Raw genomic sequence first — 14,538 nt, forward strand, 5'->3', positions numbered from 1 at the left:
TATGAACCTGCGGGGCATCGCCGGCCGGCGGGCGCACCCGGTCAAAGCAGCAGCGCGGTCACCGCGACGAAATGGCAGACGCTGCCGCCGATCACGAACAGGTGCCAGATGGCGTGCGAATACGGGACCTGCTCGCGATGGTAGAAGAAGGTTCCCAGCGTGTAGAACACGCCGCCGCCGAACAGCCAGCCGATGGTCCACCCGTCCAGCGAGGCCCACATCGGCTTGATCGCCACCACCACCAGCCAGCCCATGGCGATGTAGATGGCCGTGGACAGCTTCTTGAAGCGGCCGGTGTAGAACAGCTTGAACACCACGCCGAACAGCGCCAGTGCCCAGATCGCACTGAACAGGCCCCAGCCCCACGGGCCGCGCAGGCCGACGAGGGTGAAGGGCGTGTAGGTGCCGGCGATCAGCAGGTAGATCGCGCAGTGGTCGAAGATCTTCAGCCGGCCCTTGGCCACCGGATGCTGGATGGCGTGGTACAGGGTGGAGGCGGTGTACAGCAGCAGCAGGGCGACACCGAAGACGATGGCGCTGCCCAGCTCCCAGCCATCCCCGTAGATGGCGGCCAGGGTGATCAGCACGGCGCCGCCGGCCAGTGCGGTGACGGCGCCCAGCCCGTGGGTCAGGGCGCTGGCGATTTCTTCCCGGATCGAAACAGCTGTGGTCATGTGCGACTGCCGCGGGCGGTGGGGAAGCCCGATGGCAGCTATTAAAGCAGGGAACGGGCCGGGAGCGGGAACCGGAACGGGACAGCCGTTCCCGTTCCCATTCGCGCAGGGCGGTCCTCCCGCCTTCAATCCACCGAGACGGTATGCGCCGCTTCGCGGGTAGCGGAGAAACGCACGTCCGGCGCGCGCTCCTCGGCCAGCTGCAGGTTGACCCGGGTCGGGGCCAGGTACACCAGGTGGCCGGAGGCATCGATGCTGAGGTTGTTGGCGTTCTTCTCGCGGAACTCCTCCAGCTTCTTGGCGTTGCTGCAGGTGACCCAGCGCGCGGTGGTGATCGAGACCGGCTCGAACACCGCTTCCACGCCGTACTCGTCCTTCAGGCGGTAGGCGGCCACGTCGAACTGCAGCACGCCGACCGCGCCGAGGATCAGGTCGTTGCTCATCAGCGGGCGGAAGAACTGGGTGGCACCTTCCTCGGACAGCTGCGCCAGGCCCTTCTGCAGCTGCTTGAGCTTGAGCGGGTCCTTCAGGCGGGCGCGGCGGAACAGTTCCGGGGCGAAGTTGGGGATGCCGGTGAAGGTGACCGCTTCGCCTTCGGTGAAGGTATCGCCGATGGAGATGGTGCCGTGGTTGTGGATGCCGATCACGTCGCCCGGCCAGGCCTCGGCGGCGATCTCGCGGTCGCTGGCCATGAAGGTCAGCGCGTTGGCCAGCTTCATTTCCTTGCCGCTGCGCACGTGGAAGGTCTTCATGCCGGCGCTGAACCTGCCCGAGCACACGCGCATGAAGGCCACGCGGTCACGGTGCTGCGGGTCCATGTTGGCCTGGATCTTGAACACGAAGCCGCTGAGCTTGTCTTCCTGCGGGGCCACGTCGCGGCCGGTGGTGGCGCGTGCCTGCGGCGCCGGCGCGTGCTCGACGAAGAAGTCCAGCAACGGCTGCACGCCGAAGTTGTTCACGCCCGAGCCGAAGAACACCGGGGTCTGCTCGCCGCGCAGGTAGGCGTCCTTGTCGAACGGATGGCTGGCGCCCTGCACCAGCTCCAGTTCGTCGCGCAGGTCGGCCAGCATCTTCTCGCCGATCTTCCCGGCCAGGCCGGGTGCATCGATGGACGGGAAGATGGTGGAGTCCTGGCGGGTGAAGTTGCGGCCCGGTTCGTACAGGTGCACTTCGCCGGTGAGCAGGTGGACCACGCCCTTCAGGCGCTGGCCCATGCCGATCGGCCAGGTGACCGGGGCGCACTGGATGCCGAGCACGGTTTCCACTTCATCCAGCAGCTCGATCGGGTCCTTGCCCTCGCGGTCGAGCTTGTTGATGAAGGTCATGATCGGGGTGTCGCGCAGCCGGCAGACTTCCATCAGCTTGATGGTGCGCTCTTCCACGCCCTTGGCCACGTCGATGACCATCAGCGCCGAGTCCACCGCGGTGAGCACGCGGTAGGTGTCCTCGCCGAAGTCGGCGTGGCCGGGGGTATCGAGCAGGTTGACGATCTTGTCTTCGTACGGGAACTGCATCACCGACGAGGTCACCGAGATGCCGCGCTCCTTTTCCAGCGCCATCCAGTCGGAGGTGGCGTGGCGGGCGGCCTTGCGGCCCTTGACCGAACCGGCCATCTGGATCGCGCCTCCGAACAGCAGCAGCTTTTCGGTCAGCGTGGTCTTGCCGGCGTCAGGGTGGGAAATGATGGCGAAGGTGCGGCGGCGCGCGGCTTCGGAGGCGACTTCGGACATGGTCGGGGGCGCCCGCCCGGGCGCAGCAGTAGACGAATGAACCGGCAATTATACCTGTCGGCCGGCCGCAACAGCGGCGGCCGCGCGCCCGGCGCGTTCAGTTCGGCGGCAGCGGGTGCACGGTGGCGGGTCGCTGGGCACCGTCGTTCAGCGGTCCTCGCGCGGGAAGCGCAGTTCGCCGTTGGGGCTGTCCATGCGGAACGGCACCGATACCAGCGCCAGCCCGGTGTTGGCCTGCACCGCGAAATGCAGGTGCGGGCCGCTGCTGCGGCCGGTGTTGCCCGAGCGGGCCAGCACCTGGCCGACCTGGACCCGTTGGCCCGGGCGGACCTGCAGCCCGCCGGACTGCAGGTGGGCGTACAGGCCGATGCTGCCGTCGCCGTGCAGGACCCGGACCAGGCAGCCCTGCCCGGGCGAATCGGCGATCACCTGCATCACGGTGCCGTCGCGTGCCGCCTGCACCGGCGTGCCTTCCGGCAGCGGGAAGTCGACCGCGTGCAGGTTCTGCGGGTCGCCATGGCTGAAGCGGCCGCCGAACGCCTGGCTGACGCGGATGGCCGCCTGCCGGAAGGGCAACTGGTAGCGGTAGGCGTCGGGCCGGGCCGCAGGATCACCCGGGACTGCATCCAGCACCAGGCGCGCGCCACTGGCGTTGCCGGGCAGCCAGGTCAACAGGCGTTCCTCGTTGGCGGCAAGCAGGTGCGGCGGCGCGGGAGCGTCCAGTCCGCGCAGCTGCACCTGAACCGGACCGGACAGCAGGTTGCGCGCGATCACCGCATGGCCACCGCCGCGCGCCTGCAGGCGCAGGCTGGCGAAGTGGTCGGCCGGGGAGGTGGCCGGGATGGCCGGGGCGCCGCCGAGGTTCCAGCCCTGGCGCCAGCGCGCGCCGGGACTGGCGTCGCAGCCGAGGGAGAGCAGCAGGAGGAGCGGGAGCAGCGTGGTTGGGCGCACGGTGAGGGGGCAGGCAGGGGGTAGTGGATTGTGCCTGCTTGGTTGCGTCGGAAACCTATCCATCTCTTTATTCGAATAAAGCGATTGACATGGGCGCGGGGCGCTGGCATCGTAGCGCCACCATCGAGACCGGCAGAGGGACAGGCCCTTTGAAGCCGGGGCAACCAGCAGACGCGCAAGCGCCTGTGTTTGGTGCCAAATCCTGCGGTGACCACTGTGTCCGCCGAAAGATGGTTCGATCCGTACCCCGCGTACGGCGAACACGGGCCCGCGAAGCTCGATGGCTGCTCCTTACCGGATATCGCCATGCGTTTCGCCACTGCCATTGCCGCCCAGGAATTCCCCGCCGCTTCCCCGGACAGCGCTGAACGCGCCATTCCCGCCGTGCGCGGCGAGGTCGAGGTGCGCCTGGCGATGCGTCATGCAGGACAGCGCCTGCTGCGCCTGCGCTACGAACTGGTCGGCACGGCCGGCACGCCGGTGGTACTGGTGGCCGGCGGCATCTCGGCGCATCGGCACATCGCCGCCAACAGTGGTTTCGGCGAGAAGGGCTGGGCCGAGGGGCTGGCCGGGGTGGGCCGCGCGCTGGATCCCAGCCGTCGCCGCCTGCTGGGCGTGGATTTCATCGGCGCCGACGGCGAGCTGGACGCGCCGATCGATACCACCGACCAGGCCGACGCGATCGCCGCGCTGCTGGACGCGCTGAAGATCGAACAGCTGCACGGTTTCGTCGGCTATTCCTACGGCGCCTTGGTTGGCCAGCAGTTGGCCGTGCGCCACCCGCAGCGGCTGGCCAGGCTGATCGCGGTCAGCGGCGCACACCGCCCGCATCCGTATGCCTCGGCCTGGCGCGCGCTGCAGCGCCGCGCGGTGGCGCTGGGCCAGCTGCAGTGCGCCGAGACGCACGGGCTGGCACTGGCCCGCCAGTTCGCCATGCTCAGTTACCGCACGCCGGAGGAGTTCGGCGAGCGCTTCGACGCCGCGCCGGAAGTGGTCAATGGCCGCGTGCGCGTGGCCGCCGAGGATTACCTCGACGCTGCCGGCGCGCAGTACGTGGCCCGCACCCGCGTCAACGCCTACCTGCGCCTGTCCGAATCCATCGACCTGCACCGCGTCGACCCGGCCGCCATCAGCGTGCCGACCCTGGTGGTCGCCGTGGAAGGCGACCGCCTGGTGCCGCTGTCGGACCTGGTCACGCTGGTCGAGGGCCTGGGCCCGCGCGGCAGCCTGCGCGTGCTGCGCTCGCCCTACGGCCACGACGCCTTCCTCAAAGAAACCGATCGCATCGACGCGATCCTCGCCAACGCCCTTCGCCTGCCCGGAGAAACCGCATGAGCCTGTCCCACACTTCCGCTGTGTCCTGTAGCCGCGTCACCGCGGCCGTGCGTGCCGGCATCGACCGGGACACCGCCCACGGCGCGGTGACGCCGCCGATCGTGCTGTCATCCAACTTCAGCTTCGACGGCTTCGGCAACAAGCGGCAGTACGACTACACCCGCAGCGGCAACCCGACCCGCGACCTGCTGGGCGAAGCCCTGGCCGAACTGGAAGGCGGCGCCGGCGGCGTGGTCACCGCCACCGGCGTGGGCGCGATCAACCTGGTGCTCAATGCGCTGCTGCAGCCGGGTGACCGCCTGGTGGTGCCGCATGACGCATACGGCGGCAGCTGGCGCCTGTTCAACGCGCTGGCCACCAAGGGCCACTTCGAGCTGGTCACCGCCGACCTGACCGACCCGCGCTCGCTGGCCGATGCCCTGGCGCAGCAGCCGAAGCTGGTGCTGATCGAAACCCCGTCCAACCCGCTGCTGCGCATCACCGACCTGCGCTTCGTGATCGACGCCGCGCACAAGGCCGGTGCCAAGGTGGTGGTCGACAACACCTTCCTGTCGCCGGCACTGCAGACCCCGATCGCGTTCGGGGCCGACGTGGTGCTGCATTCCACCACCAAGTACGTCAACGGCCACAGTGACGTGGTGGGCGGCGCGGTGATCGCCGCCGATGCCGAGGTCCACCAGCAGCTGGTGTGGTGGGCCAACGCGCTGGGCCTGACCGGTTCGCCGTTCGATGCGTTCCTGACGCTGCGTGGCCTGCGCACGCTGGATGCACGCCTGCGCGTGCACCAGGAGAACACCCAGGCGCTGGTCGAGCTGCTGGTGGGCAATGAAGCGGTGTCCAACGTCTATTACCCGGGCCTGGAATCACACCCGGGCCATGCGGTGGCGGCGCGCCAGCAGAAGGGCTTCGGCGCGATGCTGTCCTTCGAGCTGGAGCCGTGCGACGGCGAGGACCCGCACGCGGCGGTGCGCGCCTTCGTCGATGGGCTGCAGTACTTCACGCTGGCCGAATCGCTGGGTGGCGTGGAGAGCCTGGTGGCGCACCCGGCGACCATGACCCATGCGGCGATGACCGCCGAAGCGCGCGCCAAGGCCGGCATCAGCGACGGCCTGCTGCGCCTGTCGGTGGGCATCGAGTCCAGCCAGGACCTGCTGGCCGACCTGCAGGCCGCCCTGGCCCGTGCGGCCAACGTGATCGCGCAGTCGCGGGACGCCTCCAAATGCAAGAAAACGGTGGATGCATGAGCGCGCAGCTGCGTCCGCAGGAAACCACGCAGGCCCGGCTGGTGCTGCTCGGCACCGGCACCGTCGGCTCGGCGTTCGTCAGCCGCTACCAGGCCCTGCAGCAGCGCCAGCTGAGCCTGCCGGCGCTACATGTGGTGGCCAACTCGCGCATCGCGCTGGCCTGCGGTGATGCGCCCGATGCGGTGCTGTCACAGGCGCGCAATGCGCAGCGCGGTGAAGGCGAGCCCGTGCACCGGCAGGAAGTGGGACGGCTGGTCGCCGGCGACATCGTGGTCGATGCCACGGCCAGCGAGGCGGTGGCCGCCGATCATGCGCAGTGGCTGGCGCAGGGCATCCACGTGGTGACGGCCAACAAGCTGGGCAACGGCACCGCGCTGGTGCGTGCCCGCGACATCCGCGCCGCCGCCGATCACGGTGCCGCGCAGTACGGCGATGCCGCCACCGTCGGCGCCGGCCTGCCGCTGCTGCGCAGCATCCGCGCGCTGGTGGCCGGCGGCGACCATGTGCATGCGATCGAGGGCGTGCTGTCCGGGTCGCTGGCCTGGCTGTTCGACCGTTACGACGGCAGCCAGCCGTTCTCCGCCTGCGTGCGCGAGGCCGCTGCCGCCGGGTACACCGAACCGGACCCGCGCATCGACCTGTCCGGCGAGGACGTGCGGCGCAAGCTGCTGATCCTGGCGCGTGCGGCCGGCGTGCCGCTGGAGGCCGAACAGGTGCAGGTGGATTCGCTGGTGCCGTCGGCGTTGGCCGCGTTGCCGGCCGCCCAGGTCGATGGCGCGCTGGAACTGCTGGACGCGCCATTGGCCGAGCGCCTGCAGCAGGCCCGTGCGCAGGGCCTGAAGTTGTGCGTGGTCGGGCGCGTGGACGCGCAGGGGGCCCACGTGGGCCTGCGCGCCTTGCCGGCCGATCATCCGCTGGCCGGTGGGCGCGGCACCGACAACCGCGTGGCGATCCACAGTGACCGGTACAGCACCCAGCCGCTGTTGATCCAGGGGCCGGGGGCGGGTGCGGAAGTCACCGCCGCGGCACTGCTCGATGATGTGCTGGGGATCGTGCGCCGCTGAGTGACGCATGCCGGTTCGGTGCGGATGTGGGGCTGCAGGGCATGTGCAGCGATGCGGGGTGACGGCGGGGGCGTGAGGCGGGGTTCCCCTCCCGGCCGAAGGGTTGGGGATCGGCGTTGGTCCCGGTACCCTGCGCCGGTGGCACGCTCCCTGCGTCGATGCCGCGTGTCCCGCGGCGGCTGCCGCCCCCTCAGGTGCGGGTTGCCCTGTCTGTCGATCGGGTGGTTCCGTGTCCAAGGGTGTGCTGGTTTCGTTGGTGGCGTCGCTGCTGTTCGGCGTGATGTATTACGGCAGCCCGCACCTGGCACCGCTGCAGGGACAGGACATCTTCGGCTGGCGCGTGCTGTTCGCCGTGCCGCTGGTGGCGCTGATGCTGCGGGTGAGTGGCGAGCGCACGTTGATACCAGGCACCTTGCAACGCCTGCGCACCGACCGCCGGCTCTGGCTGGCGATGCCGGCCTGCGCGGCGATGGTCGGGGTGCAGTTGTGGTTGTTCCTGTGGGCGCCGCTGCACGGGCGGGCGTTGCAGGTGTCGATGGGCTACTTCCTGCTGCCGCTGGTGATGGTGCTGGTCGGGCGCGTGGTCTATGGCGAACGCCTGTCGCCGCTGCAGCGGCTGGCGGTGGCCAGCGCCGCGTTCGGCGTGGGTTGGGCGCTGCTGCGCAACCACGGCCTGTCGTGGGAGATGCTGCTGGTGGCACTGGGCTATCCGGCGTACTTCCTGGTGCGCCGGCACCTGGACATCGCCCATCTGGGCGGCTTCTGGGTGGAGCTGGTGCTGTTGCTGCCGGTGGCGGGGTGGGCCGCGATCGGGGATGGCCAGGCGCTGCTGCAGATGCTGGCGCAACGCCCGGCGCTGTATGCATTGATCCCGTTGCTGGGCGTGGTCAGCGCGGTGGCGCTGATGTGCTACGTGCTGGCGGCGAAGATGCTGTCCTTCAGCCTGTTCGGACTGCTGACCTACGTCGAGCCGGTGCTGTTGATGCTGGCCGCACTGCTGCTCGGCGAGAGCGTCGGGCCGGGCCAGTGGCCGACCTACATCGCGATCTGGATCGCGGTGGCCCTGCTGGCGCTGGAAGGCGGCATGAAGCTGCGCCGCCGCCGGTTCAACGGCGGCTGTAGCGGTCCCTGAGATAGCGCTGGACATCGGCACGGGTCATCGGCGTGCCGTCGTGGCTGACGGCGCTGAAGTCCACGCCGTTCTCCCAGAGCTGGAGCGCGTTGACCACGGCGATGTTCTCCGAGGCGGTGCGTTCCTGCAGCCCCAGCAGGTAAGCATTGAAGCCGGCCTCGCGCAGCCAGGAGTCGTAGCTGGCGTCGTGATCGGTGGCGAACTGCATCTGGTAATGGCACTGCTCGCGGTCCGGCGACGGGCGTGCGTCGCACTGTGCATCCCAGGCATGCAGGCCGATCACCGCGTCCGGCTCCAGCTGGCGCTGCGCACCGGCGGCCCAGAGGGCAACGCACATGCTGGCGCAGTGCGAGCTGACCCGCACGATCAGGTTGCGGCGGCGGATCATCCGCGCCGCTTCCAGGCCAGGCTTGGCGTAACCGCCGCCACTGGTGATGTCGATGCGTTGCAGCGAAGGGTTGGCGTCCAGCGCCGCCTGCAGGTCCTGGGCGAAGTTGCGGCCGACGCTGCCCGTGATGCGCAGCACGCGGCCCTGTTCGCCCACCGTCATGCGCGCTTCGTCCAGGGTGGCCAGCGTGGTGGACTTCTCACCCTGCACGACGTGCGCCTCCGAGCGTGCCGCGCCGCGCGAAGACGCGGCTGCGGGGCCGGGCGTCGCATCGGCCTGCGCCGTCGCGCCGGCGTCAGGTGCGTCGCGCCTTCCGATGTACCAGGCCAGCACCACCAGCACGCAGGCGCCCAGCATGACCCGGGTGAGGGTCAATCCGCCCTTCCTGGGCTCGGGCCGCCTGCGGGGTGCCGGGCGCATCGGTGCCGGGCGGGCGGGGTCCTGTTCGCTGTGCATCCTGTTCCCTGGGCAGATCGTGTGGTGGCCGGATTCTGATCTGCCCGGCAGGGCACTTCAAGACAAGGATTGGACACCACGGCGGGAGGACACCGGCCCGCAGGCTCAGCTGCGATTGGCGCTGGAATGCTGCTCCCATCCGGTCACCACGAACAGGACCACGGTGGTCCACGCATTGGCCACAAGCAGGTTGAAGCGCCAGCCGACGATCGCGGTGATCGCAAGAAGTCCCAGGCCGACCAGGTGCGAGACGGGGTAGTGCCCGTGGATCACCCGCTTGTACAGGCCGCTGCCGAGCAGGAACAGCGCCGGTCCCACCACCAGCACCAGCAGGGACGTTCCGTCCATGCGGGCGGTGGGGTGCGCGATGACCAGGTCATTGCCGACCGCGGTGACGATGACGCCCGCCAGGATGAGCACGTGCAGGTAGTGGAACAACGCGGCGTAGCGGCCGGGGTCCGGTGCGTGGACGATGACCTCGGTCGCTTCCTTCACCGCGACGCTGAAGTAGACCCGCCACATCGCCACGCTGCCGGCGAACGCGGCCGTGAACGCGAGCAGCATCGGCATGTCCCAGTGGTGGGCGTGGCCCAGCGTTGCGCCCGCGACCAGGACCGACTCGCCCAGCGCGACGATCATGAACAAGGCACAGCGCTCGACGATGTGCCCGCCTTCCACCGTCCAGTCGCGCTCGCTGTTCGAACGGCCCAGGCCCGGCAGCGGGAAGCCGAACATCGGGGACAGGTACTCGCAGGCCACGGCCACCGCCCACAGGAGCATCCGTGGCGTGCCTTGCTGCAGGCCGCCGGCGATCCAGAACACCGCGCTGATGCAGGCCCATCCGAGGATGCGCGTGTAGTTGGAGGCCAGCGGTGCGTTGCCCAGGCTGACGCGGATGTACAGGGCGCGCCCCACCTGCATCAGCGCATAGCAGCCGGCGAAGAGGAGACCGCGCTGGCCAAAAGCGTCCGGCAGGGCCGCGGCCATCCCCAGCGAGACGAACATGAGCCCGAACAGCATGCGGCGGATGCGCGGGGACTCGGGGTCGAACCAGTTGGTGATCCAGCAGGTGTACTGCCAACCCAGCCAGACCGCGAACCACAGCAGCAGCGCCTGGGCGGCGCCGAGCGGGGTCAGGTTGCCCAGCAGGAAGTGCGATACCTGGGTGACCGCAAAGACATAGACCAGGTCGAAGAACAGTTCCGCGTAACCGACCTTGGCCTCATGGCCGTCGCGCACGCGGAGCATGGAGTGGATTCGGGAGTTCACCGGGGCATCCGTGGCGAGGGGTTCGGGGTCACTTGGCCGCGTGCTTCCACGCCAGCCACACCGCCAGCGCGAGTGGCACCAGGTAGATCGCGGCCTGGATCGGCAGCTCCTCGCGCAGCGTGTAGCCATGCGACAGGCCCGTGCGCAGGTTCCAGCCGACGACGGCCAGCCACGCCGCGGCGAAGAGCACGGCCGCCATCACGCGTCGTGAGGGGCCCCCCAGCCACGACGCCAGGGCGGCCAGGAGAAGTCCAGCAACGATCAGCAGGGTTGTGCGCATGGTTCAATCCGTCGCGTTGGGGTGGGTGTTCGTATCCGGCATCGGTGAGGCGTCATCCCAGGGCGCGGGCGGTTCCGTCCACGCGAACAGCCCCAGGCTGCCGGCGATGTCCTTGCCGGCGTAGGGCGGGAAGACGTCCAGCACCTCGTCGGGGTTGCCGATCAACATGGCCTTGGTGTTGCTCAGCGTGTCGAAGCCGGCCTTGCCGTAGTACTTGCCCATCCCCGAGTAGCCGACGCCGCCGAAGGGAAGGCTGTCGATCCAGCAGTGCAGGTTGGTCTGGTTCACGCAGCCGCCACCGAAGGACACGCTCCCCAGGAAGTAGTCGATGGCCGCCGGGTCCTTGCTGAAGATATAGGCCGCCAGCGGCCTGGGCCTGCGCTTGATGAGGCCGACCACTTCGCGCAGGTCGTCATAGGGGATGACGGGCAGGACCGGGCCGAATACCTCCTGCTGCATGGCCGGGTCGGTCCACGCGGAGGGATACAGCACCGTCGGCTCGACGTACCGGCCGGGGACGTCGAAGCGACCGCCATGCACGACCTTGTCCGGGAGGATGTACGAGGCCACGCGTTCGGCATCATGCTCGCTGATCATCCGCGCGAAATCCGGGCTGTGGCGGGGGTCTTCGCCGTACATATGGATCAACGACCGTCTCAGGCGCGTGATGAACGCATCGGCGATCGAGCGGTGCACGCAGACGTAGCCCGGGGCCACGCACCACTGGCCGGCGATGGCGTTGTGGCCCCAGGCGATCCGGTCCACCGCGATGTCCAGGTTGGCGCTGGCATCGACGACGGTCGGGTTCTGCCCGCCCAGTTCCAGCACGACCGGGGTCAGGTGCTCGGCGGCGGCGCGCAGCACCACCTTGCCGACCGCCGAGCTGCCGGTGAAGAAGATGAAGTCGAACGGCAGTTCCAGCAGCGCCGCGATCTCCTCGCGGCCGCCGGTGACGATGGCGACATCCTCGGGGTTGAAGTGGTTGGTGATGCAGCGGCTCAGCAGTTCGGCGGTCGCCGGGGTGGTGTTGGCCGGTTTCAGGACCACGGTGTTGCCTGCGGCCAGCGCGGCGATGGCGGGGTCCAGCAACAGCAGGATCGGCGCGTTGAAGGGGCCGATGACCAGGGTCACCCCGTACGGCTCCTTGAACACGAGGCCACGGTTGCCACGGGCCTCCAGTTCCGGCGGGATCGGCACCGGTTGCGGTGCCATCAGGGCCTTCAGGTTGTCCCGGTAGTACTGGATCACGCCCAGCGGGACAGTGATCTCGAACAGCTGCTCGAACGGTGGCTTGCCGAAATCCTGGTGCAGCGCCGCGCAGAGCGCCTGCTGGTGCTCGCGCAGCATCCGTTCCATGCGGTCCAGTTGCTCCAGGCGCCATGCAAGGGACTTGGTGGCATCGGTGTCGAACCGCGCCTTCTGCGCGTCGAAGCAGGACTGGAAACGATTGCTCATCGTGATTACCCCACGCGATTGGCTGCTGAACGCCCTGTCCATGGAACAGGGAGGGTGACGCGCTTCGTGCGCGTCACCGCCATGCATCAGCGGGTGGTATAGCCGCCATTGGCGAAGATGGTCTGCCCGGTGATCCACCAGCCGTCGGTGACCAGGAACTTGACGATCGGCGAGATGTCCTGGATGTCGGTCAGCCCGGTCCTGCTGTACTTGCTCAGTGCCGCCGCGGACTTGTGGTAGGCCACCGCGTCCGGCTGTTCCTGCCCGTAGAAGAACGGCGTATCCATCGGGCCCGGGCCGATGGCGTTGACCGAAATGCCACGCTCGCCGAACTCCTTGGACGCGGCGCGCGTGTAGTGCTCCACGGCGGCCTTGCTGCCCGGGTAGATCGCATAGAACGGCGTGTAGGCGGCCAGCAGGGAGCTGACGATCGTCACGATGTTCCCGCCGTCGGCGAGGACGCGCCCGGCCTGCTGGATGAAGAAGAACGCGGCCTTGGCATTGGCGTCGAAGCTCTTGTCGTAGTCGGCCTCGGTGATGTCGGCGATGGGTTTCTTGATGACCACGCCGGCGGTGTTGATGGCGATGTCGACCTGGCCGAAGTGGGCCTTGGCCTGGTCGAACAGCTTCACGTTGTTGTCGACCACCGCCAGGTTTCCCTGGAACAGGGTGGCATCGGCCCCCTTGGCCTTCAGTTCGGCGGCGGTCTTCTCGGCGTCGGCGCGGGAGGCGTCACTGTTGTAGTGGAGGGCGATGCCGCGCGCGCCGGCATCGACGAACTGGTGGGCGATCAGCGCGCCGAGGTTCTTGCCGCCGCCTGCGATCACGGCGACTTTGTTCTTCAGGGAATGGTCGTTCATCTGCATGTTCCTGGTGGTGGGGCGGTGGTGATGGCGCTTCCGGCACGCCGGCGGTCGCCGTGTGGCCTCGCTGCGGCGCAGGAGGAGGTGCTTGCAGCTCAGTTGCCGCGGGGTTCGTCCCGCTGTGGAGCGTTCTCCTGGCGCAGGGCATCGAGCAGCCGGGTGAGTTCGGAGCGACTCTCCCGGGAGGCTGCCAGGCGGCTTGCGCCGGTCCTGGCATCGGTGCCACGCAGCCAGCCGGGCGCGGACGGGCCAAGTGCGGCCAAGGCCGCTTCCTGGATGCAGGCCTGCCGCAGCGCGGTGAGGACCGGTTGCAGTTCGCGCAGCGTCCTCACCCGCAGCGCCGGGGTGCTGCGCGCGCTGCGCTCGTTCTGCGCCTGGCGCCGCAGCTGCACGGCGGCGGCAGCCAGCAGCGCGGCGCTCAACGGGTCCGTCTGGCGGATCTCCGTCGAGCGTTGCGCGACCCGTTCATGCAGATCGAATCTCGAGAGGTCCTGGGGAAGGTGCGGATGCATCAATGCCTGCAGTTCCCCGAAGCTCGGGGTCCGCGGGTTGGGCGGCGCGGGCGCGGTGCCTGTCATCGCGGGGCGTGTTTCATCCGACGAGGCGTGGCCTGCACGTGGCGTGTCGGCGGGATGCAACGGCGCGCGGTGCGGCGATGCGTGGCGGGGACGGTCATTCCTCATCGTTTATCACCGACGGGGTGAGGAAGCATGCGTGAACATCATGTCAATAGCCCTTATCTTCCGTTGCCAACAGGTACGGGATGGCGGGGTCATGCTTGCTGCGACGTCAACGCAATGCCGCACGCCTTCAGGGCCAGGGCATCGATCTGATGACACTGCTCGGTTGTGTCCTGCGTAGCACGGTTCAGGTAGAGGCTGGCAGACATGCGGCGTATTTCCTGCAGGGCCTGGACACGTTGGTGGGTACTGAGCGAGGCGTTGTCCAGTGATTCGATCAGGGCGTGGATCTGTTCGATGCTTGGGTGCGTCATGACGGTGTGTTCTTCGCGTTGGAGTGTCGGGCCCCTGCGGCGCCCTGCTGGGCTTGGGCCGGGGTGATGGGTTCTGTCAGGACGTTCCGGGATCAGGTTGACGTGCTGAAAACGGTTGGTGTGCTCAATTCCATGCTTGTCTATCCCGTGAAATCCGTCGGCGCCGTCAGCAGCTACACGTTGCATCTGGCGGACTGGCCCGAGGTCTGCCTGCCGGGTTCGGAGTACTCCAGGGAAAAGCTCAACGCAGCGCTCAGGGCGGCCGTACGCGAACACATGCGGGCCGGAAGGCTCATCCCGCTGCCACGGAGCCGGCCGCGGGACGGTATCGACGCGCGCCTGTCGGCTGCGGAGTCGATGAAGGTGCTGGTCCTCAATGAGATGGTGAGAAGCGGTGCCTCCTGTCACTCCCTGGCGCAGACCCTGTGCATGCCCGTGGATTTCGTCAGGGCCGGCCTGGACATTTCGCAGCCGTTGAACATCGACCTGCTCGAGAGCATCGTCGGTGCACTGGGGCGGCGATGGGTTGCCTACATCGCGTGAGACCGGTGGTCGGGCACGCTGTGCTTGACGCTCCGGATACCACCGCCGGATCATGCGCGGACGCGGGTGTGTCAGGGTTTCGGGGATGTCGCTCCTGGCGGGAACTGCGGCGGCTTTAAGCTACAAAAGCGGGTCATTGAATACACGCATCGTTTGTCAC

Annotated in this window: 14 protein-coding genes and 1 riboswitch; of the genes, 5 read left to right on the forward strand and 9 right to left on the reverse strand. The window is 68.6% G+C overall.

Annotation, left to right across the window (positions count from 1 at the left end; all coding sequences use genetic code 11):
• Window positions 1–41 precede the first annotated feature (41 nt).
• The 3 genes from trhA to ACIPR8_RS03710 form a co-directional block, all read right to left on the reverse strand.
• Complete coding sequence (trhA, locus tag ACIPR8_RS03700) at window positions 42–674, reverse strand: PAQR family membrane homeostasis protein TrhA (protein ID WP_132865273.1); 633 nt, start codon at window positions 672–674, stop codon at window positions 42–44.
• A gap of 125 nt (window positions 675–799) precedes the next feature.
• Complete coding sequence (locus tag ACIPR8_RS03705; protein ID WP_446540181.1) at window positions 800–2,404, reverse strand: peptide chain release factor 3; 1,605 nt, start codon at window positions 2,402–2,404, stop codon at window positions 800–802.
• A 147-nt stretch (window positions 2,405–2,551) separates the two neighbouring features.
• Window positions 2,552–3,355: a M23 family metallopeptidase gene (locus ACIPR8_RS03710; RefSeq protein ID WP_446540182.1), complete on the reverse strand. Its 804-nt coding sequence runs from the start codon at window positions 3,353–3,355 to the stop codon at window positions 2,552–2,554.
• A gap of 117 nt (window positions 3,356–3,472) precedes the next feature.
• Window positions 3,473–3,592: riboswitch (SAM riboswitch) on the forward strand.
• A 69-nt stretch (window positions 3,593–3,661) separates the two neighbouring features.
• Between ACIPR8_RS03710 and metX the strand changes: the two genes are divergently transcribed.
• The 4 genes from metX to rarD all read left to right on the forward strand — a co-directional run bounded on the left by metX (window position 3,662) and on the right by rarD (window position 8,130).
• Complete coding sequence (gene metX / locus ACIPR8_RS03715) at window positions 3,662–4,690, forward strand: homoserine O-succinyltransferase MetX (RefSeq protein ID WP_446540183.1); 1,029 nt, start codon at window positions 3,662–3,664, stop codon at window positions 4,688–4,690.
• Window positions 4,687–5,934, forward strand: coding sequence for an O-succinylhomoserine (thiol)-lyase (locus ACIPR8_RS03720; protein ID WP_446540184.1), 1,248 nt, complete (start codon window positions 4,687–4,689; stop codon window positions 5,932–5,934). Before metX ends, ACIPR8_RS03720 begins: the two co-directional genes overlap by 4 nt.
• Window positions 5,931–6,998 carry a homoserine dehydrogenase gene (locus ACIPR8_RS03725; protein ID WP_446540185.1) on the forward strand — a complete coding sequence of 356 codons (1,068 nt, stop codon included), beginning with the start codon at window positions 5,931–5,933 and terminating at the stop codon, window positions 6,996–6,998. The genes ACIPR8_RS03720 and ACIPR8_RS03725 overlap by 4 nt, the downstream gene beginning before the upstream one ends.
• 229 nt (window positions 6,999–7,227) lie before the next feature.
• A complete protein-coding gene (rarD, locus tag ACIPR8_RS03730) occupies window positions 7,228–8,130 on the forward strand; it encodes an EamA family transporter RarD (RefSeq protein ID WP_313251710.1) in 903 nt (300 codons plus the stop codon).
• On the opposite strand, the gene ACIPR8_RS03735 is transcribed toward rarD, so the two are convergent.
• The 6 genes from ACIPR8_RS03735 to ACIPR8_RS03760 form a co-directional block, all read right to left on the reverse strand.
• A complete protein-coding gene (locus ACIPR8_RS03735) occupies window positions 8,105–8,893 on the reverse strand; it encodes a hypothetical protein (RefSeq protein WP_132865266.1) in 789 nt (262 codons plus the stop codon). The two genes, rarD and ACIPR8_RS03735, sit on opposite strands and share 26 nt — an antisense overlap.
• A 186-nt stretch (window positions 8,894–9,079) precedes the next feature.
• On the reverse strand, window positions 9,080–10,243 hold the full coding sequence (locus ACIPR8_RS03740) for a low temperature requirement protein A (RefSeq protein ID WP_446540186.1): 1,164 nt from the start codon (window positions 10,241–10,243) through the stop codon (window positions 9,080–9,082).
• Between the two features lie 28 nt (window positions 10,244–10,271).
• The gene (locus ACIPR8_RS03745; RefSeq protein ID WP_132865265.1) at window positions 10,272–10,523 is read right to left on the reverse strand and encodes a hypothetical protein; all 252 of its coding nucleotides are present in this window, start codon (window positions 10,521–10,523) and stop codon (window positions 10,272–10,274) included.
• 3 nt (window positions 10,524–10,526) lie between these two features.
• Window positions 10,527–11,978, reverse strand: coding sequence for an aldehyde dehydrogenase family protein (locus ACIPR8_RS03750; RefSeq protein WP_446540187.1), 1,452 nt, complete (start codon window positions 11,976–11,978; stop codon window positions 10,527–10,529).
• Between the two features lie 86 nt (window positions 11,979–12,064).
• Entirely contained in the window at window positions 12,065–12,838 is a 774-nt protein-coding gene (locus tag ACIPR8_RS03755) for an SDR family oxidoreductase (protein WP_132865263.1), read from the reverse strand.
• Window positions 12,839–12,936: 98 nt separating this feature from the next.
• On the reverse strand, window positions 12,937–13,419 hold the full coding sequence (locus tag ACIPR8_RS03760) for a hypothetical protein (protein WP_192287386.1): 483 nt from the start codon (window positions 13,417–13,419) through the stop codon (window positions 12,937–12,939).
• Between the two features lie 386 nt (window positions 13,420–13,805).
• On the opposite strand from ACIPR8_RS03760, the gene ACIPR8_RS03765 reads away from it, so the two are divergent.
• Window positions 13,806–14,378 (forward strand): hypothetical protein, encoded by a 573-nt coding sequence (locus ACIPR8_RS03765; RefSeq protein WP_192287385.1) that lies wholly within the window; start codon window positions 13,806–13,808, stop codon window positions 14,376–14,378.
• Window positions 14,379–14,538: the final 160 nt, after the last annotated feature.

Source organism: Stenotrophomonas sp. LARHCG68, assembly GCF_052871705.1.